General features: G+C 54.5%; 22 protein-coding genes. 8 read left to right on the top strand and 14 right to left on the bottom strand.

Annotated elements, in window-relative coordinates; genetic code table 11:
* Window positions 1-46: 46 nt before the first annotated feature.
* From KP814_RS11080 to KP814_RS11060, 5 genes are all read left to right on the top strand, one after another.
* Entirely contained in the window at window positions 47-898 is an 852-nt protein-coding gene (locus KP814_RS11080) for a MurR/RpiR family transcriptional regulator (protein WP_216736828.1), read from the top strand.
* Window positions 899-1,024: 126 nt separating this feature from the next.
* Window positions 1,025-2,005, top strand: a complete 981-nt coding sequence (iolG, locus tag KP814_RS11075) for an inositol 2-dehydrogenase (RefSeq protein ID WP_216736827.1) — start codon at window positions 1,025-1,027, stop codon at window positions 2,003-2,005.
* Between the two features lie 211 nt (window positions 2,006-2,216).
* Window positions 2,217-3,350, top strand: coding sequence for a TRAP transporter substrate-binding protein (locus KP814_RS11070; RefSeq protein WP_216736826.1), 1,134 nt, complete (start codon window positions 2,217-2,219; stop codon window positions 3,348-3,350).
* Window positions 3,347-3,868 (top strand): TRAP transporter small permease, encoded by a 522-nt coding sequence (locus KP814_RS11065; RefSeq protein ID WP_216736825.1) that lies wholly within the window; start codon window positions 3,347-3,349, stop codon window positions 3,866-3,868. Before KP814_RS11070 ends, KP814_RS11065 begins: the two co-directional genes overlap by 4 nt.
* A gap of 17 nt (window positions 3,869-3,885) precedes the next feature.
* Entirely contained in the window at window positions 3,886-5,193 is a 1,308-nt protein-coding gene (locus KP814_RS11060) for a TRAP transporter large permease (RefSeq protein WP_216736824.1), read from the top strand.
* Between the two features lie 5 nt (window positions 5,194-5,198).
* On the opposite strand, the gene KP814_RS11055 is transcribed toward KP814_RS11060, so the two are convergent.
* The 7 genes from KP814_RS11055 to KP814_RS11025 form a co-directional block, all read right to left on the bottom strand.
* On the bottom strand, window positions 5,199-5,978 hold the full coding sequence (locus tag KP814_RS11055) for a crotonase/enoyl-CoA hydratase family protein (RefSeq protein WP_216736823.1): 780 nt from the start codon (window positions 5,976-5,978) through the stop codon (window positions 5,199-5,201).
* Between the two features lie 147 nt (window positions 5,979-6,125).
* Window positions 6,126-7,178 carry a DUF2156 domain-containing protein gene (locus KP814_RS11050; protein ID WP_216736822.1) on the bottom strand — a complete coding sequence of 351 codons (1,053 nt, stop codon included), beginning with the start codon at window positions 7,176-7,178 and terminating at the stop codon, window positions 6,126-6,128.
* 240 nt (window positions 7,179-7,418) lie between these two features.
* Complete coding sequence (nhaD, locus tag KP814_RS11045) at window positions 7,419-8,669, bottom strand: sodium:proton antiporter NhaD (RefSeq protein ID WP_127968724.1); 1,251 nt, start codon at window positions 8,667-8,669, stop codon at window positions 7,419-7,421.
* A gap of 194 nt (window positions 8,670-8,863) precedes the next feature.
* Complete coding sequence (locus KP814_RS11040) at window positions 8,864-9,610, bottom strand: tRNA pseudouridine(65) synthase TruC (protein ID WP_216736821.1); 747 nt, start codon at window positions 9,608-9,610, stop codon at window positions 8,864-8,866.
* A gap of 140 nt (window positions 9,611-9,750) precedes the next feature.
* Window positions 9,751-10,728, bottom strand: coding sequence for a hypothetical protein (locus KP814_RS11035; RefSeq protein WP_216736820.1), 978 nt, complete (start codon window positions 10,726-10,728; stop codon window positions 9,751-9,753).
* A 301-nt stretch (window positions 10,729-11,029) separates the two neighbouring features.
* Window positions 11,030-11,431: a PaaI family thioesterase gene (locus KP814_RS11030; RefSeq protein ID WP_216736819.1), complete on the bottom strand. Its 402-nt coding sequence runs from the start codon at window positions 11,429-11,431 to the stop codon at window positions 11,030-11,032.
* A gap of 148 nt (window positions 11,432-11,579) precedes the next feature.
* Complete coding sequence (locus KP814_RS11025) at window positions 11,580-11,972, bottom strand: hotdog fold domain-containing protein (RefSeq protein ID WP_253938303.1); 393 nt, start codon at window positions 11,970-11,972, stop codon at window positions 11,580-11,582.
* A gap of 48 nt (window positions 11,973-12,020) precedes the next feature.
* Here KP814_RS11025 and KP814_RS11020 point away from each other — a divergent pair, with 48 nt between their 5' ends.
* Both KP814_RS11020 and KP814_RS11015 read left to right on the top strand, forming a co-directional pair.
* Window positions 12,021-12,614: a TetR/AcrR family transcriptional regulator gene (locus KP814_RS11020; RefSeq protein ID WP_216736818.1), complete on the top strand. Its 594-nt coding sequence runs from the start codon at window positions 12,021-12,023 to the stop codon at window positions 12,612-12,614.
* 67 nt (window positions 12,615-12,681) lie between these two features.
* Window positions 12,682-13,905: a hypothetical protein gene (locus KP814_RS11015; RefSeq protein ID WP_216736817.1), complete on the top strand. Its 1,224-nt coding sequence runs from the start codon at window positions 12,682-12,684 to the stop codon at window positions 13,903-13,905.
* 11 nt (window positions 13,906-13,916) lie between these two features.
* On the opposite strand, the gene KP814_RS11010 is transcribed toward KP814_RS11015, so the two are convergent.
* From KP814_RS11010 to KP814_RS11000, 3 genes are all read right to left on the bottom strand, one after another.
* Window positions 13,917-14,327, bottom strand: coding sequence for a hypothetical protein (locus KP814_RS11010; RefSeq protein ID WP_216736816.1), 411 nt, complete (start codon window positions 14,325-14,327; stop codon window positions 13,917-13,919).
* A 264-nt stretch (window positions 14,328-14,591) separates the two neighbouring features.
* The gene (locus tag KP814_RS11005) at window positions 14,592-17,207 is read right to left on the bottom strand and encodes a M9 family metallopeptidase (RefSeq protein WP_216736815.1); all 2,616 of its coding nucleotides are present in this window, start codon (window positions 17,205-17,207) and stop codon (window positions 14,592-14,594) included.
* A gap of 542 nt (window positions 17,208-17,749) precedes the next feature.
* The gene (locus tag KP814_RS11000) at window positions 17,750-18,886 is read right to left on the bottom strand and encodes an acyl-CoA dehydrogenase family protein (protein ID WP_216736814.1); all 1,137 of its coding nucleotides are present in this window, start codon (window positions 18,884-18,886) and stop codon (window positions 17,750-17,752) included.
* 179 nt (window positions 18,887-19,065) lie between these two features.
* Here KP814_RS11000 and KP814_RS10995 point away from each other — a divergent pair, with 179 nt between their 5' ends.
* The gene (locus KP814_RS10995) at window positions 19,066-19,557 is read left to right on the top strand and encodes a HugZ family protein (RefSeq protein ID WP_216736813.1); all 492 of its coding nucleotides are present in this window, start codon (window positions 19,066-19,068) and stop codon (window positions 19,555-19,557) included.
* 37 nt (window positions 19,558-19,594) lie between these two features.
* On the opposite strand, the gene KP814_RS10990 is transcribed toward KP814_RS10995, so the two are convergent.
* The 4 genes from KP814_RS10990 to KP814_RS10975 all read right to left on the bottom strand — a co-directional run bounded on the left by KP814_RS10990 (window position 19,595) and on the right by KP814_RS10975 (window position 23,519).
* Window positions 19,595-19,921, bottom strand: coding sequence for a YdbL family protein (locus KP814_RS10990; RefSeq protein WP_216736812.1), 327 nt, complete (start codon window positions 19,919-19,921; stop codon window positions 19,595-19,597).
* Window positions 19,922-19,998: 77 nt separating this feature from the next.
* Window positions 19,999-20,190, bottom strand: coding sequence for a YnbE family lipoprotein (locus KP814_RS10985; protein WP_041598940.1), 192 nt, complete (start codon window positions 20,188-20,190; stop codon window positions 19,999-20,001).
* A gap of 74 nt (window positions 20,191-20,264) precedes the next feature.
* Window positions 20,265-22,754 carry a YdbH domain-containing protein gene (locus KP814_RS10980; protein WP_216736811.1) on the bottom strand — a complete coding sequence of 830 codons (2,490 nt, stop codon included), beginning with the start codon at window positions 22,752-22,754 and terminating at the stop codon, window positions 20,265-20,267.
* 3 nt (window positions 22,755-22,757) lie between these two features.
* Complete coding sequence (locus tag KP814_RS10975) at window positions 22,758-23,519, bottom strand: ATP-binding protein (RefSeq protein WP_216736810.1); 762 nt, start codon at window positions 23,517-23,519, stop codon at window positions 22,758-22,760.
* Between the last annotated feature and the right edge of the window lie 6 nt (window positions 23,520-23,525).

Raw genomic sequence — 23,525 nt, 5'->3', positions numbered from 1 at the left:
TAGGATTGGCGACACTGTATTTCATTTTCATTGCCGGAGAATCGAATTGTCCACCGCGATTAAGCCCACCAACTTACTAGAACTGCAGCAGGCCATCACTGAGCGCTACAACGATCTCAGCAAACGGCTCAAGCAAATCGCGCAGTTCGTCATGGACCATCCCAGCACAGTGGCGATGGAGACGGTGTCCGTCATTGCGGAGCAGGCGGAAGTGACGCCTTCTGCGCTGATACGCTTCGCGGCGGCGTTTGGTTACGATGGCTTCAGCGAAATGCAGCAACTGTTTCGTCAAAAACTGGTGGAAAACAGCACCAGCTACCGCGAACGCATTCGTCTCTCCAGCGCGCAACCGGTTCATTCCGGCAAAGTGACCTCTCACACCATTCTCAACGAGTTCGTAAACGGCAATCTGCTCAGTCTAGAGCACCTGCCGGAGATGGTGTCCGACGAGAACATGGACGCCGCAATCAAGCTGCTGCATAACGCCAAAGCCATTCATGTGCTGGGCATGCGCCGTTCCTTCTCCGTCGCCTCTTACCTCACCTACGCGCTGCGTCAGATCAAACGCAGGGTGTATTTGATCGACGGCAGCGGCGGCATGTTGCAGGAGCAGGCGTCGTTTCTGGACAAAAGCGACGTGCTGGTGGCCATCAGCTACAGCCCCTACGCTCAGGAAACCCGCGCGGCGGTCATCAAGGCTTATGAAAACGGCGTTCCCATTATCAGTATTACTGACAGCCGGCTGAGTCCGCTGGCGCCTATTTCCTCCGTCTATTTCGACGTGAAGGAAAGTGAGGTGCGCGGATTCCGCTCGCTGACATCCAGTCTGTGTCTGGCTCAGGCTCTGGTGATCGGCATGGCCTACCAGATTGAGCAGCAACAGCTGGGCGACGGCTGACGCCGGGCCGACTCAGGGATAACGCAAGCTTCCCCGCCGGTCGCGCCGTTTGCATCGTCAGTATGGATGAAAGGCAAACCTTATTACTGTTGTGATAACCAGCGTATAAAGTAGAGGCGCAATTTTATGATTCGAATCAGTCTTCTCGGCGCGGGCCGTATTGGCGTCATTCACGCGTTGAACGCCAAGGCGAACCTGAATGTGGATCTTCGTTACATCGCCGATCCCCGGGAAGAGGCGGCGCGGGATCTGGCGGAAAAAGTCGGCGCGAAAGTGGTGGATGTAAACGCCGCTATTAATGCGAATGACGTGGACGCCGTGATCATCGCCACGTCCACCAACACCCACGCGGAACTCAGTCACGCCGCGCTCAATGCGGGCAAAGCGGTCTTTTGCGAAAAGCCCATTGATCTGGATATCAACAGCGCCAGCGGCGTAGCGGAACACGTGCAACAAAGCGGCCTGCCCTACTTCGTGGCGTTCAACCGCCGCTTCGATCCCTCTTTCGCCGCCCTGCAACGCGGCCTTGGCGATCTCGGCAAGCTGGAGCAACTGGTGATCACCAGTCGCGATCCTTCGCCGCCGCCCGTGGAGTACATCAAAGTGTCCGGCGGCCTGTTCCGGGACATGACCATTCACGATTTTGACATGGCGTTATGGCTGCTGAATGAGCCCCTGCGGGACGTTCACGCGATCGGCAGTTGTCAGGTTGATCCCGCCATTGGCCAGGCTGGCGACATCGACACCGCCACCATTACCCTGACCACCGTGAGTGGAGCCCAGTGCGTCATTCTCAACAGTCGCCGCGCCGCCTACGGCTATGACCAGCGCGTGGAGGCCTTCGGCGCCAAAGGCATGTTGCAAGCGCACAATATCAAACCCACACAGTTGCATCGTTTCGGCGCGGAAGGGGAAAACAGCGACAGGCTGGAAGACTTCTTCCTGCAACGTTACGCCGCCGCCTATCAGGCGGAAATGGCCGCCTTCGTACAGGCGCTGGTAACTCAATCTCCAATGCCCGTCAGCGTACAGGATGGCGTTAACGCCTTAAAACTCGCCAACGCCGCCTACGCGTCCCTGGAACAGGGCAAGCCAGTCGGCTTCTAAGCTCTCAATACCCCGGGCGTCGCCGACGGACCGGGGTTCTCGCCTCTTGTTGCAAGCGCTTTTGCCGCGATAACTCGACCCGTTCACCCTTCCAAATTCAAAACAAGTCATCAGATTGACGGGGCTCCCGACATTACTTTAATGTAGGACCTGCAGCGCTAAAGGGGTCGATAGCGCGCTCATTCTAAGAACTGAGTTGGAGAAGGAAGCCATGCGATCACACGCCGTCATGCGACTTGGCGACGCCCTGCTTGCGGCCGGGGCGCACAAACAACCCAAACTTACCTCTAAATTTCTAACCCTGCTGGCGATCTCATTCGCCGCCACTACGCTTTTTTTCACTACCCTGCTTTTCCCTGTTTTTTCCCACGCGGCGGAAGTCACGCTGCGGATGCATCATTTCCTGCCGGCGACCTCTCTGGATCAAGAGGGCTGGATGGAGCCTTGGGCGGAAAAGATTGAAAAGGAATCCGACGGACGCATCAAAATCAGCATCTATCCCTCCATGCAGTTGGGAGGCAAGCCACAGCAACTGTTCGATCAGGTCAGAAACGGCATCGTCGATATCATCTGGACTCTGCCCGGCTATACACCCAGCCGCTTTCAGATGACCTCCGTATTCGAGCTTCCTTTCGTGGCCTCATCCGCGGAAGCGACCAGCCAGGCGTTTCATACCTTTATCGAGAAATATGCGCCAGAGGAGTATCAGGATGTGCACGTGCTGTCCCTGCATACTCACGCCGCCGGTTCTTTCCATATTCTCGGCAAGCCTATTGAGCAGATCGCCGATTTGGAGTCCCTGAAAATCCGCGCTCCCACCAGAGCGTCAGGAGAGGCCCTGCGCCTACTAGGCGCCAATCCCTTGTTCATGCCCGCTCCAGAAGTCCCTCAGGCCATTTCCAAAGGCGTCATCAACGCGGCGTTGTTGCCGTTCGAAGTCGTGCCCTCACTGAAGCTGGACGAACTGGCCGAAAGCCATACCCTGCTCAACGGCGCCCGCGGTCTGTATACCGCCACCTTCATCCTGGCGATGAACAAGAAAAAATACGACTCGCTGCCTGAAGACCTGAGAGCCATTATCGATCGTAATTCCGGCATTGCATTGAGCAAACAGATCGGCAAGGCCATGGACGATTTCGAGAAAGTGGGAATAGAGCTGGCCAAGAAAAACGGCAACCGTTTTTATTCCATCAAGGCGGACCAGTTGAAAGAGTGGGAGAAACGGGTGGAGCCTGTGCGGGAAGACTGGGTCGCCAAAGTGAATTCCCAGAACAAGAACGGCGAGTATCTACTGCGGCAAGCTGAAGATCTGGTTACTCAATATGAGAAGTCGCGACAGTTATGATTGCGTCGTCGACATATCCCGCCTTGCGCCAAAGCGTCCGCACTGCTGACGCCTGGCTTGCCATCGCGGCGCAGTGCAGCGCTTATCTCAGCGGCGCTGCGCTGGTCGCCATCGTCATGATGGTGACCATTTCCGTATTCGGACGCTGGTTGTTCGGAACGGCGGTGACGGGCGATTTCGAAATTGTCGAAATCGGCGTCGCAACCGCGATCTTTTACACCTTCCCCGCCTGCCAATACGGCTATAAACACCTGGCGGTGGACCTCCTCGTCAAGCGCCTTCCCCTGGGATTGGAGAAAGCCGCCTGCATGATCGCCGAATGCGCGCTTTGCGCGATTTTCGCGTTCATCGGCTGGCGCCTTGTGCACGGCGCCGAGGAGTTCTTTTCCTACGACGAACAAACCATGATCCTCGCCATCCCGTTAGGCTGGGTGCTGCTCGCCTGCGCGCCGCCCTGCTTTCTGTCGGCGCTGATCGCCGTGAGTAACTTATTGCAGAAACTAGTCACCGATAAATAGCCAAGGACAAGGCCCTTATGGATGATCTGTACATCGGCGTAATCGCCTTCGCCTCGCTGCTCGTGTTGATTTTTCTGCGCATCCCGGTGGCTGCGGCCATGCTGTTGACAGGAGCGGCGGGTTATACCGCCATCCTGGGCTGGGATGCGTTGATGAATCATTTTAATTCCGGTCCTTTCTACCGGTTTTCCTCTTATGATCTCGCCGTCATTCCCATGTTCCTGCTGATGGCGCAATTCGCCACCGTAGCCAACCTTAATAAAACCCTGTTCAGCGCCTGCAACTCCTGGTTCGGCTCGGTGCGCGGAGGGCTCGCCATGGCCTCCATCACCAGTTGCGCTTTCTTCGGCGCCATCAGCGGCTCTTCCCTGGCCACCACGCTGACCATGTCGAAAGTGGCGCTGCCGGAAATGCAGCGCCATGGCTACTCCAATCAATTAAGCGCGGGCGTCCTCGCCGCTGGCGGCACTCTGGGAATACTGATTCCGCCTTCCATCGCGCTGGTGATCTACGCCCTGTTAACGGAGCAGAACATTTCCAAACTCTTTATCGCCGCCGCCGTACCCGGCATTATCGCCACCATCGGCTATTTACTGGCGGTGCAGGTGTACGTGCGTCTGTTTCCTTCCGTAGGACCGCAAACCCACAAGGCGTCCACCGTGGAAAGATTGTCGGCGTTGCTGCGGGTCACGCCGGTGCTGGCGATCTTCCTCGGCTTGCTGGGAGGGATTTACGGCGGCGTGTTCACCGTGACGGAAGGCGCCGCCATCGGCGCATTCGCCACCTGGCTGCTGGCTCAGCTCAAACGCCAGCTCGACAGAGAGGCGATGATGAAGATATTCAGGGAGACCGCCGTCACTACCGGTCTGGTGTTTTTCATCATACTGGGAGCGGACCTGTTCAACTCCGTGATTGTTCTCTCCAACATACCCAATGCCTTCGCTGACGCCATTACCTCCATGCACCTGAGCGCCACGGCGGTGATCATTATTCTGTTGTTGATCTACCTTGCATTGGGATGTTTCCTCGACAGTATGTCGATGCTGCTGCTCACCGTGCCGATCTTCTTTCCGGTAGTGATGTCGCTGAACTTCAACATGCCGCCGGAACACACCGCCATCTGGTTCGGCGTGCTGGCGGTGGTGGCGATTGAGATTGGCCTGATCACGCCGCCGGTGGGCATGAACATCTTCGTGCTCAAGTCCCAGGCGGAGCACATCAATCTGGTTGAGTGCTACAAGGGCGTGACGCCCTTTATCATCGCCGATATATTGCGCCTGGCGATTCTGGTGGCCTGGCCCGGGATTGTGCTGATATTTCTCTAAGCGGGTTATCTGCCTTTAAATACAGCGTCGCGTCGCTCCAGAAAGGACGCGATGCCTTCCTGCATATCCTCGCTGTTCATCAGGCTTTTGATCTCGCTGAACAACTGCGCTTTGGCGACCTCTTCTCCCTGCAGACGCGCCAGTTTAGAAGAGGCCAGACTGCCCTGCACACCGAGAGGCGCCGCGTTGGCGATACGCTCTGCAATGTCCAGGGCCTTTTCGAACTGCGCTCCTGGCTCGACCAGCTCCTGCACCAGCCCCCAACGATAGGCGTCCTGCGCAGTCCAGGCGTCTCCAGTTAACAAATAACGTTGCGCATTCGCCCAGCCGATTTCCTGTTGCAGACGCAGCGTGGCGCCGCCGCAGGCGAATAAGCCGCGCTTCACTTCCAACTGCCCAAAACGGGTATTGTTCGCCGCGATACGCACATCCGTGTTCAGCATCATTTCCACGCCGCAGGTGTAGCAGTATCCTTGCGCCGCCATCACCACCGGTTTACGCAGCGGTTCGCCGCTGATAAAAAAGGGATCGATTTCTCCTTCGCCCAATTCCGGCGGCTGTCCTGTCGCAAACGTCTCAGCCCAATCGTTTAGCTCCAGCCCCGAGGTGAAGTGGTCGCCCTGCGCCCACAATAAACCGACTCGCAAATCCGCTTCGCGCTGGAGTCGTCCATACGCCGCCGCAATGTCGTGAAACATCGCCACTGTCAGGGCGTTCATTTTTTCCGGACGATTCAGCCCGATTAACAGGATATGCCCGCGCTTCTCCACGTTGACCAATGACATGCAATTTCTCTCCTGAGTGATGGTTGAATTCCTTCTGCGCCGCCATGCCAGAAAGACTATAACTCACTTCAGTATCATCCTCGTCGCCGCTTTGCGAGCCCATTGTCTACATCGACGAATTTTAGGCTGATCGCGCCATCAACGGATTTAGCGTCCCAGCACGCCCGTGCCCGCCATCAGGCTCCATAGCAATCGCGGAGGGGAAAGGTCTTTGTAGGCCAGATACCATTTACGCTCCTCTCCACGATAGCGGGTTTTGTGGTACGCCAGGGGCGCAAAGGCGTATAGTCCTGAACCGTTGCGATACAGCCATTGGCCGAGACGCCGCAACAACGGACTTTCTCCCGCTATTTCCTGCAAGTCATGCAAGGGCGCAATCCCCAGTGAGAGCCGCGGCACCCCCTCCCTGCGAAACTGCTCAATCGCCTGCAACATGGTGTAGTCCAATAATCCCGCCGGTCCAACATCCGGCAGACAACGCAGGATATTGGCGCAATATCCGGTGACCGCGCCTTGCGTAAAGTAAGGATCGAAGTAGATGTATCCCAGTAACCGCTCTCCATGAAAACAATAGAATCGGCGCGTCAGCCATTCATCTAGGTGCTGCGGGGGACGCGTCAACAGGCGTAGCTCACTGCGCTTCACCGCCTTCTGCTTGAGCCAACGTTGCGAAATCGCCTCTACCTCCTCAGCATCCACCTGCGAAGCGCGCAGCTCCTCTACCTTCAAGTCATAGCGCGCTCCCAGATTGGCCGCGTGGCGTAACTGCTTCTTGTGCTTGCCACGCACGCAAAAGTCCTGCACAGAAAAACTGAACTCTACACCCATCTCGTTGACCACATAGCCCTGCCGCGCCAGCGCCTCCGCCACCTTGCTCTCAATGCCGACAAACACCGCAGGACGCTCGCGCGACGCCAGAAAACGATTGAGCAGCCAGGTCAGATTCTGGTCCGCACATACCGGATTGTTGAAGACTACATCCACTCCCCCCTTCCATCCACTGAGCGGGCAGTAGCTGACAAAACCATGCTGAGCGGAGCCAAAAAACTGCGCACTAGGTTGAAAGCTGAAGTAGGCGCTGGACTGAGCGCCATATTGCAGAAGCAGATGTCGGCGCTCAGATACGGAGAGCGGCGCTTCCCATGGAGCAGAGTCGAAAGCGGATTCCACATAGAGCATATCGGAAAGGACAGGCTGCATAGACGCCCCCCGTTTAACTGTTGTTCTTATAGGCTCCGGTGAGCTTAACAATTGCCTTGATGTGGCAAATCCGCCTTTAGAAGGAGCGGACGGAACAAGGGTATGAACCAATCGACAGATTTTGATGAGCAGGAAAATGAGGTCGGGCGAGCAAGAACAAGAAAAATAGAAGACGAGAGAAAGGAAGTGGTCAGAAGAAAGCAACGCTGGAGAGCGCCACTGCGCTCTCCAGCGTAAGTATTACATCGCGTAATGGGCCAACATATAAACGCCGGCGTAACCGACGGAATAAGCGCCCAGCAGTGCAGGCACGTACTTGGCGTAACTGCCGAAAGTCAGGCCGCGAACTTTGGACATCGCGACAATGCCCGCCGCAGAACCGATAACCAGCAGAGAACCGCCAACGCCTACCGCATAGGTCAGCCCCATCCACTCCGCTTTGCTCATGGTGATGCCAGACTTGAGCAGCGCCGCCGTCAGAGGCACGTTGTCGATACACGCGGACAGCAGACCCATCAGGTAGTTCGCCACCAGCGGCGACACTTGCGAGTACATGGCCAGTAAGGATTCCAGAACATGCACTTCTTTGAGTACGCCAACCAGCAACAGAATACCCAGGAAGAACAGCAGGGTTTCAAACTCGATAACACGGATGTATTCCAGAATCGGGTCGTTCTCGATGTCGTCGTTAAAGAAGCGCGCCACCAGGAACATGGTCGCAAGACCAAACAGGAACGTCAGAACAGGAGGAATCTGGTACACGACGTTAAGAACGATAGTGCCCAGAATCGTCGCCAGAAATACGCCGGCGATGGCCATATCAACGCCGCGCACGTCAGTGCGGTGCTGCTGCACGATGACATCGCCGGACAGGCCGAAACTCAACATAGTCGCCATAAACATAACGGCGACGAAAGAGGGAATACTAAGCAGCAGCAGATCCAGAATGTCGACTTTATGCTGCAGGAAGATCATCAGTGTGGTGACGTCGCCGGTGATCAGAGCGACGCCGCCGGAGTTAACGGAGAATACTACGAGAGCGGCGAAGCGCAGTGTCTTGGCGGTGTCCATTCGCAAGGACAGAATCAGGGTGACGGAAACCAGGGTCGCGGTGATGTTGTCGGCGAGAGAGGAGAAAACAAAACAGAACAGGCCCGTTAGAAATAAAAGCTTGCGCTCCGATACCCGTTTGGGAAGAAACAGATAAATAAGGTTCTCAATCATTCCCTTTTTGTTGAGGTAGGCGACGAAGGTCATAGCCGCCAAAAGGAAAAGCCAGAGCCCGGCTATTTCGGCGATGTTGCTTTCCAGTCCATGAATGACCGCTTCTTGATGTTCGGGATCGCCGCTATTGAATGCAAAGAGTAGAATCCAGGCCAGTGCGCCAAGGAAAAGGGTGATTTTGGCTTTGTTTACGTGAATCACCTCTTCCAGGACCACGCCTAGGAGAGCGAGAACCGCCAAGCCTATCACCGCGTAATTCAACCACATAACAACAATTTCCTCTTTATTGGGAAGTCTTGATCGCTCCGGCCGCCGACGCCTGGCGATGAAAAAATGGACAATTATTGGAATCAGGCCCCCAATAGACCATACGCACTGTTACTCACAGGCAGGCGGGAATATCAGAAAATGACGCAGGCGGGCGCAATACCCAGGGAGCGCGCCAATGATACAGGTTTTGATTAAAATTTTCGCCACTCCAATGGTATCGAATTTAACCAATCCAGAGATTCCAGCAACTGCAATACCTCGCCCGTCACCGGCGCACAGATTGTCAAAGGTTCGCCGCTGTAGGGATGAGGCAAACGCATTTCCGCCGCATGCAATAATAGACGCTGCACGCCGTATTGCTCAGCGAAGAAGCGGTTATGCACGCTCTTTCCGTAACTGGTGTCGCCGATCAGAGGGTGCGACAGCGATTTGAAGTGGCGGCGAATCTGGTGGCGTCTGCCGGTTTGCGGATGCACTCTGACCAGAGAATAACGCGCAGTGGGATAGCGATCCACCGCATAGGGCAACTCACACGACGCCAAACGCCGATATTCCGTTACCGCCGGCTGTTCCGGCTTGTCCTTGCTGACGTTACGATCGCCTAAACGATCCCAAGGCTCTTTTAACGGTTTATCGATGGTCCCCTCTTCTGCGGGAACGCCGCGCACAATCGCCAGATAGGTTTTATCGACGCCTTGCGCCCAGGATTCACCGCATGTCTTTGCAGTATCGGAATCCAACGCAAACAGGAGAACCCCGGAAGTCGGCTTATCCAGGCGGTGCAACGGGTATACCCGACGTCCGATCTGATCGCGAAGCAGCTGTATTGCAAACTGAGTTTCATGGCGATCGATTTCACTGCGATGCACCAAAAGGCCGGAAGGTTTATCAATGGCGACGAGCCATTCATCTTGATAAAGAATGCTGAGCGGGGTCAATGTCCGCCATCCAGAATATTGTCAGAGGGTTATCGGCGCGCTCTAGTTGAGGAACTAAGCGAATTTAGTCGGATCAGACAAACAGGGACCGCTCACTGCGGCCCCGTTTGCTATGGAAAGCGTCTTCCTCTCGACGAAGCTTATGCTTCGGAGCTGGACGCGGAAGGCGCTGCCGGCGCTGAAGTGGACTCAGTCGTCGCTTTTGGCGCTTCTGGAGCGGCTTCCTTCACTGCTGGCGCAGCCGGTTTTTTGGCGGCGGCTTTACGCGGCGCCGCTGGCTTTTTAGCTGCAGGCTTCTTGGCGGTAGTGGAAGTTTTAGCGGCGCTTGGCGCCTTCGCAGCAGGTTTCTTAGCGGCGGGCTTTTTAGCAGCAGGTTTTTTCGCTGCTGGCTTGGCTGCCGTTGTCGATGCAGTTTTGCTGTCCGCTGCCGCCGGCTTCGCATCAGCGGCTTTGTCCGCTGCGCTCTTCGCAGCTACGGCTGGTTTAGCAGGCTTAGCCGCAGGTTTTTTAGCTGCCGGTTTCTTGGCGGTAGTGGAAGTTTTAGCTGTGCTTGCAGCCTTCGCAGCAGGCTTCTTAGCCGCTGGCTTTTTGGCAGCAGGTTTTGCTGCAGCTGTTTTAGCCGCAGATGCTGTAGAAGCGGCTTTGCTGGCGGCGGCAGGCGCTTTCTTAGCAGTCGTCGCAGCGGGTTTCTTCGCGGCTGGCTTCTTGGCTGCAGCAGGTTTCTTCGCAGCAGGCGCTTTAGCAGCTTTGCTCGCGGCTGGCTTAGCGGCGGCCTTGGGCTTAGCGGCTGCAGGCTTGGCGGTTTTACTGGCGGCGGCAGGCGCTTTACCAGCAGGCATAATGGCTTCCAGCATTTGCTTTTGGAAATCCAGCACAGCAGCGAATCTCGCTTCGAAATCTTTCTGCCATTTATGCATGTTGTCGATCTGTTTCTTTTGCAGATCTTCGATGCGGGCGAATACTTTTTTCAAAGACTGATCCACTTTCAGGTCAGCTTCAGCCTTAGTCACCCATTGGCCCACATGAGTGTTGAGTTTGTCTTGCGCACTGCGCAATTCCTCAATAGCCTTGTCAAAGAGTCGATCAAGGCCGATTTTGCCTTTTTTGCTGGTCGCCATCTTGTCACCCCAAATTAATTAAGCAAAGGAGAGAGGAAACACTTCCTCTTTAAATGTAATCGGAAAGTACAATTTGTCTAGAAAACGCCCAATAAGAATGCGTTTTTTCTATCTTTTTTTCGCGAAAAAAGATAATTCCGCACCTTATATCAAGCGATAGTTCAATTGACTGGCAAGTATGTACAAAAAAAGATTTGAGGCAAGCGATTATTCGCCTGAGAGGTCGATTTTACGTGATTTATTCACAAGTTAGGCCGACTAACGCGCCGTCGACATCGCATCGTAACGGCGCGTCAATGACTCAGACTTTTCCAAGCACGGTTCCCTGCGCGGAGGCGCATAGAAATTCTTCCTCATCATTCAGACAGTAAATTTCACAAGTGCAGCACACCACTTTTCTACCTGAAGCTTCCGCCTTCGCTTTGGCGATAAGCCGCTGTCCCTGCGCCGGTCGTTGGTAATTAATTTTAAACTCCACCGTTAACGCGTCACCGAACAAACTGCCTCCGGCGAACGTCAGCGCATTGTCCGCCAGATAGCTGATGACGCCGCCGTGCACATAGCCGTGCTGTTGCAAGAATTCCGGTTTGATATCCAGCTCCAACTGCGCGAAGCCCGGCTGCAGACTCTCCAACCGGGTTCCCATTAAGCGGCTGAAAGGCTGTTCATTTAGAATCTTGTTTCCAATCTGCATGATGTCCATGCGGCGCCTCCTGTTTGTTGTAGCAGCTAATTACTAGCAGCTAACGATGTTGGTTTTTCTCACTCAACCACATGGTGATCACTGCGCGCGACACCGCTTCGCCGTGCGTATTTTTCACCATGACTTCCACTTCATAATTTCCGGGAGATCACGTCTTTGGATCAGCAATCACGGCGGTCGCCACCAGATCCGTCGTCGCTTTTTTCAGGTACTCAATCTGCATGCCTTTGGGAATCCAACGCAGGCGCGACGGCAATGACGCCTCCATCAGCGTTCCTGCGCACAGCTCCGCCAAGTTGCCCATCGCCAGCGCGTGCACTGTTCCCAGATGGTTGCGCACACTGCGACGGTTCTTGATTTCCCACTCAGACAGTCCTGGTTTTAGCTGCCGTATGCGTGGCCGAATGCTGCTAAAATAAGGAGCTTTAAAGCACAGTGCGCGGCTGAACAGCCAGGCGCCCAAAGGAAGACGCGCAAAAGAGTGATATAAACGAAGCGTGGAACTCGCCTGCTCCGATGGAGCAGCCGCTGCGGCAGTCATAACAGCCTCCTGATAAATTAGAATTTTATTCTAGAATATTGTTCCAATATGAAGATTTCAAGCACCCGCTCCAAAAGTCGCCGTGACGACATTCTCAATGCGGCGTTAAAGTGTTTCACCCAACACGGCATCGCTGCGACCACCATTGATATGATCCGCGCGGAATCCGGCGCCAGCGTAGGCAGCGTTTATCACCATTTCGGCAGTAAAGAAGCTATCGCCGCCGCCTTGTATATGCTGGGAATGGAAGATCATTTCGCGCAATTGAAAGATGCGCTCGCCGAATGCGAAACCGCCGAAGAAGGCGTGAAGTCCGTCGTGCGTGTTTATATAGAATGGATAACGCAAAATCCGGATTGGGCCCGCTATATTTTCGGCTCCAGAGGCGAAGCGCTCAGTGAAGAGCAACAGCAGAAACTCAAGCAGGATAACAAACGACATTTCACCTATCTGAAAGACTGGTTTACCCCCTATCTCGAAAACGGCCAGATCCGCGCCCTGCCCTTCGATCTTTACCACTCGCTGTTGATCGGCCCTGCGCAGGATTACGCTCGCCACTGGTTAGCCAGTCGCGTGAAAAAGCCGCCGACGCACTATATCGATATCTTTTGCGACAGCGCCTGGTCTTCATTAACCCCTTAAGGGCAAGTTCCCGGGCATTGGCTACACTGTTTATAACAGTTTGATAAATAAGCCGGAGTCTGGAGCAATGCAAAGTAATGATGAGCGGGCCCTGGAGCGCAAGCAGCGCTCTATCGAAATGCGCGAGCAGAGCCTGACTCGCAAGGAGCAGGCCCTGACCCGCCAGGAAGAGCAGTCTAAGCAACGCGCCAAAAGCAATGATGAAAAAGCCAGCGATTTACGCGACAAAGAACAGGCGCTGAAAGAACGTGAGCGCAGCATGGAAGAGCGCCAGCGTGATATCGATCAGCGTATGAAAGAAGTGGAAACGCAACTGGCGGCGCAGCAGGCTGCGGCGCAAGCCGCCAGGAAAGGCGGTCGTTTACAGGCCTTGCTGACCGTTCCGGCTATCGTCATCTTCGTCGCCGTCGGCTATCTCGTCTTCCAACTGCAAGAGCGCCAGCAAAGCGTGCGCGGCGAACTGGATAATTTGTTATCCCAGGCCCAGCGTCTGACAACGGCGTTAACGGAGTCAGCGCGACGTAACGAGCAGCTTAATCAAAGCCTCTCCAGCAGTCGGGCGGAAGCGAGTAGCGCTGGCGCGGAACTACAGGGGCTACGCAAAGAAAAATCGCAATTACAACAAGAGAAATCCACCCTGCAAAGCAGCCTGAACGCCAGCGAGACCAAGACCCGCGAACTGACGCAAGCCCTGACCAGCGCGCAAAATGAATCCGCGTCCTTGCAACAGCAACTGCAAGATAAAGCGTCGGAAAACGCCGAGTTGGCGAGCAAACAAAAAGACATGGAGGGCGCCCTCGCCCAGCAGCAAGAACTCATTCAGCAGCAAACCGCCCGCATCGAGACATTAGCCAGTGAGCTGGCTGATACGGCCGCCGCTTTACAGCAAGCGACAGATGCGTTGGAACGCAGCAATGCGGATATCGCCACCGCAAATGAGCGCGAGCAAAACCTTACCGCTCAATTAGAGGAAGTCAAAGCCGCACTGGCGACGCAAAACACCCAACAACAAAAAAGCGACGACGCCCATGCTGCGCTGACGACTCAGGTCGAGTCACTGACGGCGCAAGTAAAAACACTGGAAACGTCCAACGCCACGTTGGGCCGGGAAAACGCAGCGTTGACTCAAGAGAACACGACGTTGAGCAAAAATCTGGCGGGCAAAAACAAAGAGGTGGAATCCCTGACGAATCAAGTCAAAACCCTACAGCAGGAGGTCACCGAATCGCGTAAGGAACCCAAGCCGGAGGCTCAGGCCCCATTGGTCAATTCTGATGCTGGCGTATCTTGATTCAGGCCAGCTTAATGAGTGCGACTGGACCAGTAATCCATTACGCCGACCAGCATTAGCGCAGGGTTTTCTATGTCTTCGCGACTGGCGGAGAGGTATTCAGCCAGCGCATTGGCGGCGTCAAATATCAACGTTTCTTCTTTGTTGCTGAGCCGTTTCGCACTAGCGCTCTGTATATCCCCCGCCTCCAGATATACCGATGCTTCACGAGTCGCGCCATTCACATTAACGCAGACCTTGACCAAAGCGTCCCGCCCCAGAAAGCTGGCGAATTCAACGCGGTCTTCTCCCACCTGATAGGCGCCTGAGAACGACTTATCAGAATCAACTTCCACCGTGAGATTTTCCTGCGCCTGAACACTGGCCGCGAAAAAACCGGCTAGTATTAATCCCAGAGCCGCACTTTGCAGGATGTTCTTCATAACACCTCCCGTATTGATTCCCCTGATTGCCATTCACCCAATAGCGCAGAGTTTAAAACATCTGTTTGAAACAGTCGTTTTATGTGCTGTAAATAACTGTAAAACCTTGCGATGAAACTTATACGGGAGAGAAAGGAGCCTTAGCTACTCAGGTCGGTTCAGCAGTGCGGAAACAAAAAAACCGGGCGCACGATACGCCCGGACAATAAGGAAGGGTGTTCAAGCTTGCCAGCGCAGCCAGGGTGACTGCGCTGGAGGCTTCAACTACCGTAGAGTCAGCTGCAGGTTAACGCCGCTGTATCCGCCGTCGGTTTTCAACCACACATGGTAGTATGTGCCGACATTAGGATTTCTCACTACGATTCTTTCGTTGTTGCTGCGTCTTGCGGACACGTCATCGTAAGTGCTGGCGTCTGGCCAGCCTGCGTTACGCACATACAGATCGACATTGCCGCGACCGCCCCAGGTGTTCAATTCAAAGGTGCGGGTTCCCGCAGGAACATAGAACCAATAATACTCGCCATGAGTGGACTCCAGGTTGCTGCGCGGCTTGCCGCTGGACAGCTCTGGACCATCAGATGAGTCACCGCCGCCATCATCGCCGCCGCCAGTGTCGCCACAGTCGGTTGGCGCGTCGTTCAAGCCTACAGTCACACATAGGTCACTGTAGCCGGATGTGGACGTCAGCAGCACATGGTAATAGGTACCGCCTTCAGGTGAAGAAACCTGAATGTTGTTGTCAGCAGCGCCGGAAGTGGACTTCTGGTCGTAGTCTGTCGTTGTCGGCCAGCCGTCGTGCTTCACGTAAACGGATACATCGCCATTATCGCCGCGAGTCAGCAAATGCAGCAGGTCCGTGCCGCGAGGCGCGAACATGAAGTAGTACGCCTGGCTGCCTGCGCCCGCAGTCAGTGACTTGGGCTTGCCGGGCTCCAGTGCGCGCGGATCGTCGGAACCGTCGTCGCCACCATCATCACCGCCATCGTCGCCGCCGTCATCACCACCGTCGTCGCCGCCATCATCGCCACCGTCATCTCCGCCATCGTCGTTACCTTCCAAGACCGCCGCCAACCAGTTGGCGAAGTGCTCGTCGTAACGCTGACCAGTGGAGTTCAACCAAGCTTCGAAGCTCTCGTAATCACCGGCTCTGAACCAGGACAGAATCTGGGCGGTGTCCGAGGGACGTTGCTCCAACATGTAACGAGCGGACCAGTAGCCCCAACGATAGATACGGTCAACACCATCGTCATAGGTGTTGCGCAGGATTTTAGACAGCGCCACTTTCTCGCGACGAGCTACATCCTCCGCTCCCTGGTTGTCTTTCAGCTTGGACACGTATTCCGCCAGACCTTCGGTCCACCAAACGGTAGGAACCTGCATGCCGGTGTTGAAATCGCCGTACAGGTCAAAACGTCCGTCCAGATAATGCGTGTACTCGTGCTCCAGGTTCCAGACCCGATGCTCGCCCGGGGCGTAATCCGCCTGATAAGCGATGAAGCGCGCCTGGTTATTAGGATCGGAAGGCGTGCCTTCCAGATACATACCGCCATTGTTGGTGTCTATGCCAAACAGCAGCCAGCCGAAGTCGCCGTATGCGCCACTGTTTTTAAACACGACCAGTTCCAGTTTGTCGTTGAAGTCATCAGCGACCGGCTGTTTATTGGTCTTCAACATGTCGTGGAAGATTTCTTCGCGCATGCCCAACGTTTCACAGGCGGAGGCCAGTTCTTTGGAGGACATCGACTGGGCGTTCACAGTAATCGTCGGACTACAGTCATGACGGATGGTGAGCACCACTTCCTTGACCCGCTCTTTCACGTTACATGCGTTATATTCGCCGCAGTTTTCCGGGTCGTTCAACTCAACAGCGCCGGCCAGTAACGCCCACATATTCACGGTATCGGACGCCAGCGGATACTTATCCATTAACGCGCCAATCCAACCGCCCACCGCTTTACGCGTACCGTCGTACTGCAGGAAGCGACCCAGTTCTCTGGTCGCGTTGAGCACCAGGTAATCACGGCCATCGTTCAGCCATGCGCCATTCTTCATGATGAAGTCATACAGCGCTTTGGCGACGCGGGAATCGTTGGCGACTTTTTGTTTGAAGTCATCGTAGCCATGGCCACGGAAGTAGATGGTGAAAATGCTGTTCAGTGCGCGAGCATATGCATCTTCAGTCGCGGCTTTGTCCTGCAGCAGTTGCAGCCAGTAGATGGTGTCGTAGACAAAGACGCCCTGGTTCAAGGAGCTGTCCACCAACGTCAAGGCTTCACCCATGACCGATGCGTTTTCCCGCTTATGCAGGTAGTTCAACGCACTATTCATGAACGCGGTGATCGCCGTAGCGGCTTGCTGTTTCAGGTTGTTGCTGTAATCACCCACTTCATCGGAGTGATACCACTGCACGAAGTAACCGGCGCGCATGTAGAGAATCAGCTGCTCCATACCCGTGGTGTTGTCACCCTGGTAACGGCTTGATTCAGACGCCATCGCCTGCGCGACCGTAATCATTTTGCTTTCCTGGAACAGATTGCGCGCCAAATCCCCGCGCGCCTGAAACAGGTCGTTGATACATCCCATATCGGATTTCTGGATGGCCTGGGTCAATGCGGACCCGGAGAGAGAAGCCAAATTCTGGGGATCGCAATCCGCCGCAATTTCCTTGGCGGCCATCATCATAAAGCTCTGATGGATTTTGGTGGGCGTCATCACTGGCGGTGGAAGCTCCGTCTGCTGCTGAGACGGAATGGCGTGTTCGTGAACTTCTATAGGACGGCTGTTAGACGCGCCCTGCACTGGCGGTAGGGAAGCCTGCGCGGCGCTGGCTAGCAAAGCAGTCCCAATAAATACCCCAACTTTTCTGTTCTTATGAAACATAAGTCAGCCCTTTTTGTAGTTTGTATCTTCGAGCGGTGGCCCAAAGTCCTTTAGCATTTTCGATAGAGCGGAAAATGCTATGCATATAACCTTAGACCCACATGGCCGGGCATTCTATTAACGTTGTTAATTTCTTTGTATCGGTCAGGCCGTCTAGCCCTAGGACTAGTCCGTTATCTCTAGTGGATAGTACACAACCAACCTAACCGGCATGAGATTGCAGACGCATTGATCTTAAACGTTAAAGCCGCAACCGGCTGAGCCTCACGCGTAGTAAGGGAAGACGGAGAAGAAGGGAAAGTCAGGAGCCTGACTGCAGACGAAATTATCAGGCTCCAGAGGGGGACTAGACTACCCGAGGCTTACTTATTAATACGTACCATTTGGGTGATGTCATACCCATTACAGGACGAACCATCTAACCGAATTGTGACGGACTGCCCAGTTGTCAGCGTAGATAAAGGCAATACATGTTCTTTGCACTCTTAAAGCCAAGCTGAATCCTGAGAATATTTCACAACAGATCCAAACGGCTCGAACACTCACAAAGACCGAGCCACTATCTCTTTCATGATCTCATTCGTGCCGGCGTAGATTTTTTGGACTCGCGAGTCGGCCCAGGCGCGGGCGATGGGGTATTCCCACATGTAGCCGTAGCCGCCGTGGAGTTGGACGCATTCGTCCATGACTTTGCATTGCAGGTCGGTGGACCACTGTTTGAGCATGGCGGCGGTGGGTACGTCGAGTTTTTTGTCGAGATGGAGTTCCAGGCAGCGGTCCAGGAAGACCCGGCCTGCTGTGACTTCCGCTTTTAGCTCGGCGAGTTTGAAGCGGGTGTTTTGAAACGCCATTAGTGGTTTACCGAAGGCGTTGCGTTCCTTGCAGTATTTGATGGTCAGGTCGAGCGCCGCTTCACAGGCGGAGATTGCGGTGATGCCTACCAATAGCCTCTCTTGAGGTAGTTCCTGCATCAGGGCGATAAACCCGCTGTTTTCAGCGCCTAACAGATTTTCCGCCGGAACAATGACATCCTGAAAGAACAGCTCAGAAGTATCCTGAGCTTTCATGCCCACTTTTTCCAGATTCTTGCCCTTGCTGAACCCCTTCCAGTTACTCTCCACCAAAAACAGACTTGTGCCTTTGGCGCCCTCTTTGGGATCGGTCTTGGCGACCACAATCACGACATCCGCATGTTGTCCGTTGGTGATGAAGGTTTTCGAGCCGTTCAGGACGTAATGATCCCCGTTTTTAACCGCGGTGGTTTTCACGCCCTGTAGATCTGAGCCTGCGCCGGGCTCCGTCATTGCGATGGCGGACACCATCTCCCCAGTCGCCATTTTGGAGAGGTAGTTTTTCTTCTGTGGCTCGGTTCCATAGTGAAGAATATAGGGGGCCACAATATCCGAGTGCAGTCCGAAACCAATGCCGGATAATCCCAAATGGGAAATCTCTTCGGAAATCACTGCGCTGAAGCGAAAGTCCACGCCAGAGCCGCCGTATTCCTCCGGCATCGTCGGGCATAAATATCCCATCTCTCCCGCCTTGTTCCAAAGGCCGCGATCCACCTGCCCGTCTTTTTCCCACTGCAAATGAAAAGGGGCCGCTTCTTTTTCCAAAAACTTGCGGAAGGAATCTCTGAACTGTTCCAGGTCGCTATCGAAAAGTGCTCTCGGTATCATGACCGTCTCCTGTTGTTATTCTGTGAGGAGGTTTTCCATGGTGTGAATATGGATTCAGTGTCGCAATTACGCCAGGACCCACCAATAACGAAAAGTTTCATTTTGACTGACGAAAACAGACAGTTCGCGATCGAGCGAAACGCCTGACTCGTTGGATTAACGCGAAGAGGAAGACGGACTTGTCAACAGAAACGGAATCGCTGAGGGCGGAAATAGAGGCGCTGATCGAACGCTTTAAGACGGTGCAGTTCGCCTGCGTCAATGAGAACAACGAGCCTTTGGCGAGCTATGCCCCATTCGTCAGACAGGATGGAGACTTTTACATCTACGTCAGCGCGCTGGCGCCTCATACAGCCTATCTGAAGACAACCCCCGTCGCGAGTTTGCTGTTTATAGAGGAGGAGCAGGCAAGCCGGAATCTCTTCGCCAGATTGAGGTTGATTCTGCGATGCGCAGTGTTAGAAGTCGGTCGTGATAGTCAGGACTATGAAGCCATGCTCGACAGGTTCGCCGACAAATTCGGCCCGACTATCGCCATGCTGCGTCAACTGCCGGACTTTAGCTTATTGAGGCTGGAGATCACCAGCGGTCGTTTTGTGAAAGGATTTGGAGCCGCGTATACCGTGACGGATAAAACGTTTAACCAGCTCCAGCAAATAACAGGGAAATAGAGGGATGCATGTCGCCGCTATTTCCCTTGCGGGGTGATTAAAGCTGCTCTTTCATTACCCAGCCGCCGGAACCTTTAACGTAATCTTTAGGGCCGGCTTTCTCTATGAGCAACTTACCGGCTAGTTTGCCGACTTCGTCTACAGAGATGCCGCGCTCCGCAGCAATTTTTGCGTACTTCTTGCTGCGTTTATCGTTGGTTTCCGATACCAGCGCGTTGACCTCCGCGCCAGATTTGACTGCGCCCAGATAGCCGTCAGCCTGCTCGCCGACCAAGCCTTTCGCTTTGGCCTCGTCTAAATCCAACGCCCACACGGGCATGCTGACAAACAGACTACAAAATAAAGCCAGAATGATCTTTTTCATACAGAAATCCTCTCTCGCGCCTCTACACACAGGTATGCGGTCGTTTGGTTACTTTTATCGCAACGTAGGGGCGCTGCTTAGAACAAATCATCTTCTTCGGAGAAGAGCTTCTCGAGATCCTTCTCAACCTTCACCCTGATCTCATGCTCAATTTTTACATTGAGGTTAATCGTGATGGGCTTGTCAGGCACCGCCACTTCAACCCTTGGAGCGCATGCGACGATAAGCGGTAAGCATAACGCACACAATATTGAGTTTTTAGTATTCATCAAATAACTAAGCCTTATTTACTTCAGTTAACTATAGCAACCGTAGCTGAACATAAACTGAACTGCCGCCACGGTTAATAAGTCCCTTTTTCCAACTTTTTCTGAATAGAGCCAGGGACCAAAATGCTCCGCAGATTATCAATAATATTGGTTTGCAGATTCACGTTCAGCGCGATAGGAGCGCCGGAGTAGCGTTTATTCGCGCTCCTTCCCGCCAGCTCAATATCAAACAGCAGAACGCCATTTTGTTGGTAATCCACCCGGCTGACCAGAGAATTGTAGTTAAAGTTCTCCAGCGCATCGACAGCAAACTGCAAACTGGGATTGGCGGCGCTGAGCGCCCGCCAGTAGTCCACATCCACCAGATTTATCGAACCGGACGACTGGGCGGCGATCCGGCCATTATTGGCGATGACGCCGCCGTCCTTTATGGTGATCGGCAACAGACCGGCAATGCGGCCGCTGGCCTTGATTTTATCGCTCTCCAGCGCAACCAGCTTACCCAGGTCCAGATTGGAGACTTCCACCCAAAAGTCGGAGTGGGTCAACGGGCATTGTACTTTCGCCGGTTGCACCAGCCTCGCTTTGCCGTCAAAAAGCCCGATGGAGGCGCGGTCCAACTGCAGGTCGCATGTGAGCCCCTTGGCGTATTCCACACGACCGGAAACCTCCGCCGCCGCATCGCTGGTCTGCAACATATCCGCCGCCTCAACCGAGGCGACAGTGAGGCGCAGCGGCTGAGTAAAGGAAGCCGCCTGTCCGGTGAATTGCACATCCGAGGTCAGACTAACGCCTTTCGCTTTAATTTCTTCGTAGGTCGCTCCCCAATTGGACAGCGCGACATTCGAGCGCCCATCAATCGCCAAAGCGTCTTTCATTGACCAGTTCAGGGCGCCGCTGGCGGAGACTTTGCCAAGACTGATCGTCAATGCTTCGGGAAAAGCGGCGATATAGGATTTAATAAAGTTGAAGTTCGCTAATTTGCCTTCGACATCGTAAGACAGCCAACCTTTATTTTCCGCAGTCCGGTATATCACTTCGATCGGGCTGCTCAGTCCCAATGCGCTCAACTGTCCTTTATCCAGCGCGATACGTTTGTCATCCGCTTTCACCCTGCCCACCAAGTTCACTTCCGCATTTTGCCCCTTGTGAGACAGGCTGACTTTGGCTTTAGCATCCGTAGTTAAGCTCCAGGAAAATGCGGGCTTACCCTGCCCCGACGCTCCCGTATTCATCGACAGAGCCGTCTTCCCAAGCTCGATGTTTCCGTCCTTGAGCTCCATTGACGCGTCTTGAAGCGACCAGCCGCTCCAAGCGATACGAGCGCCTTTTTTAAGGTTCACCTGAATTTCTGTCCCCAACTTAACTTGCCCATCCAGCGTCAGCTCTACTTTTTGCGGGTATTTGGGATCGGTCAGGGTTGCATCGGTTTGCAGCACCGCGGCCACAGTCTTTGTCGCTGCGGCGTATTGCAGCGACGCCTTGGCATTGAGCTGCGGCTCCATGTCCGACGCTGGTTTGGAGTGCAACTCCAGTTTCAGTGCGCCAGGACAACTCGGCTCCGCAGATAGATGTTCACAGCGCACCGCTTCCAGCACGCTTACCTGCCATGTCGAAGGCAGCGATGGCGCGGACTCAGGCCATTGCGGCACATTGACTAGAACCGTCGATGGCTGGATCACCGCGGTTTCTGGAGTCATCACGCCATTAAGCTCAATATTCGTTTCACCGGAAATCTTGATATCCTGCTGCGCCAGTTGCGTTTGGAACTTGGGCTTGATGCTGAACGACCAGGGAGCGCCGCCAATGACATCTGGAAACATCAGCTGTAGCGCGCCGGAAGTCTGCAGTGAGGTAATGGACTCTTGCGGCATTCGAATGGCGGCGAGGAACGCCGCCCAATCCGCAGAATGTTCCCCGCTAAAACGCCAGACGCCGTCATCGCCCAACTCTCCCTTGGCGCTAAGCGTCATGCGTTGATCGCTCGCCAGACTGAGAGAGAGTGACGTAGGCGCCACCCAGTTTAACGACACGGCCAATGGCGCATCCTGATACTGGGTTTGAGCCTGCAGATCCAGCCCTTCCAGCGTCCGCTCCAGAGACAGGCTGGCGGTCAGCGTCTGGTCGCCAGCCTGTGTTTCCAGCTGCTCCACCTCAACCGTGATAAAGGGAATACGTTGCGCCACGCTGTATAACAAGGCGCTCACCGCCACCGGCGCGCTCGACTCCGCAGTGCTTTTCTCCGCTGGCGTATAGACAATCCGTTGCGCTTTCGCAGTCAGTGATTGTTCAATTTTTTGGCAACAGCGCCAGCCGATTTTGACGTTTTCCCCGTAGACGATGGCTCCGCCATCCAGGCCAAGTTCGACCTCCCGCAAGCGCCAGCCTCCCCAGCCGGGACGTCCAATTTCCAGCTTGCGGATGTCGACGCCTGCGCGGCCCGCCAGCTCCTGCGCCAGAGGCGGCAACCACTGCGGCGCAAACCACCAGGCCACTCCCGTCAAAATACAGAGCGTCAGCAAGGTGATAAGACCGCCCCACGCCAGCCGCTTGCGCCACGTCATCGACTAATTTTCGCTATGTTGTTTGTAGAATTGAAACGCCACGCGACCGCTACGGCCGCCTCTGGAGGTGGCGAACTGAATCGCCAGCCTGTGCAGCGCCTCGCGGTCGCCCGTGTAGTCATGAAAATAGTGATCGATAATATCCAGATAACTGTCCTGGTTGAACGGATAAAAAGAGAGCCACAAGCCAAAACGATCCGACAGCGAGACTTTCTCCTCCACCGAATCCCCCTGGTGAATCTCATTGTTGACCAGCTTGGTCTCCAGGTTTTCCGACATGTACTCAGGCATCAAATGACGACGATTGGAGGTCGCGTAGATCAGCACGTTTTTCGGCGGCAGTTCAATAGAACCTTCCAGTACGCTTTTCAGAACCTTATAGGTTTTCTCCCCCGCTTCGAATGACAAATCATCGCAAAAAATAATGAAGCGCTGAGGCAGGTCGCGTACTTCATCGACAATTTCCGGCAGATAAATCAAATCGTCTTTGTCGACTTCAATGACGCGCAATCCCTGAGGGAAATATTCATTCAACATAGCCTTGATCAGTGACGACTTGCCTGTGCCGCGAGAGCCCCATAACAAAGCGTTGTTAGCCGGTTTACCCGCCAGAAAGCGCTCCGTATTGCGCTGCAAGGCCGTTTTCTGACGATCTACGTTCAATAGCTCATCAAAACGCACAGGGTCAATTTCACGTACGGCGCGCAGGTTGCCTTTGAATTGTCGCCAGATTGCGGCGGGAGTCACGTTCCAATCAATACTCATAATGCT

This window comes from Hahella sp. HN01 (genome assembly GCF_018986435.1).
Lineage (GTDB): Bacteria > Pseudomonadota > Gammaproteobacteria > Pseudomonadales > Oleiphilaceae > Hahella.
Note: the sequence above shows the minus strand (reverse complement) of the source record. Positions and strands in the feature narration are given on the sequence as shown.

Coding starts and splice junctions, on each gene's coding strand:
- iolG (WP_216736827.1), top strand. CDS start 1,025: ATGATTCGAATCAGTCTTCTCGGCGCGGGCCGTATTGGCGTCATTCAC.
- KP814_RS11070 (WP_216736826.1), top strand. CDS start 2,217: ATGCGATCACACGCCGTCATGCGACTTGGCGACGCCCTGCTTGCGGCC.
- KP814_RS11065 (WP_216736825.1), top strand. CDS start 3,347: ATGATTGCGTCGTCGACATATCCCGCCTTGCGCCAAAGCGTCCGCACT.
- KP814_RS11060 (WP_216736824.1), top strand. CDS start 3,886: ATGGATGATCTGTACATCGGCGTAATCGCCTTCGCCTCGCTGCTCGTG.
- KP814_RS11055 (WP_216736823.1), bottom strand. CDS start 5,978: ATGTCATTGGTCAACGTGGAGAAGCGCGGGCATATCCTGTTAATCGGG.
- KP814_RS11050 (WP_216736822.1), bottom strand. CDS start 7,178: ATGCAGCCTGTCCTTTCCGATATGCTCTATGTGGAATCCGCTTTCGAC.
- nhaD (WP_127968724.1), bottom strand. CDS start 8,669: ATGTGGTTGAATTACGCGGTGATAGGCTTGGCGGTTCTCGCTCTCCTA.
- KP814_RS11035 (WP_216736820.1), bottom strand. CDS start 10,728: ATGGCGACCAGCAAAAAAGGCAAAATCGGCCTTGATCGACTCTTTGAC.
- KP814_RS11030 (WP_216736819.1), bottom strand. CDS start 11,431: ATGGACATCATGCAGATTGGAAACAAGATTCTAAATGAACAGCCTTTC.
- KP814_RS11025 (WP_253938303.1), bottom strand. CDS start 11,972: ATGACTGCCGCAGCGGCTGCTCCATCGGAGCAGGCGAGTTCCACGCTT.
- KP814_RS11020 (WP_216736818.1), top strand. CDS start 12,021: ATGAAGATTTCAAGCACCCGCTCCAAAAGTCGCCGTGACGACATTCTC.
- KP814_RS11015 (WP_216736817.1), top strand. CDS start 12,682: ATGCAAAGTAATGATGAGCGGGCCCTGGAGCGCAAGCAGCGCTCTATC.
- KP814_RS11010 (WP_216736816.1), bottom strand. CDS start 14,327: ATGAAGAACATCCTGCAAAGTGCGGCTCTGGGATTAATACTAGCCGGT.
- KP814_RS11005 (WP_216736815.1), bottom strand. CDS start 17,207: ATGTTTCATAAGAACAGAAAAGTTGGGGTATTTATTGGGACTGCTTTG.
- KP814_RS11000 (WP_216736814.1), bottom strand. CDS start 18,886: ATGATACCGAGAGCACTTTTCGATAGCGACCTGGAACAGTTCAGAGAT.
- KP814_RS10990 (WP_216736812.1), bottom strand. CDS start 19,921: ATGAAAAAGATCATTCTGGCTTTATTTTGTAGTCTGTTTGTCAGCATG.
- KP814_RS10985 (WP_041598940.1), bottom strand. CDS start 20,190: ATGAATACTAAAAACTCAATATTGTGTGCGTTATGCTTACCGCTTATC.
- KP814_RS10980 (WP_216736811.1), bottom strand. CDS start 22,754: ATGACGTGGCGCAAGCGGCTGGCGTGGGGCGGTCTTATCACCTTGCTG.
- KP814_RS10975 (WP_216736810.1), bottom strand. CDS start 23,519: ATGAGTATTGATTGGAACGTGACTCCCGCCGCAATCTGGCGACAATTC.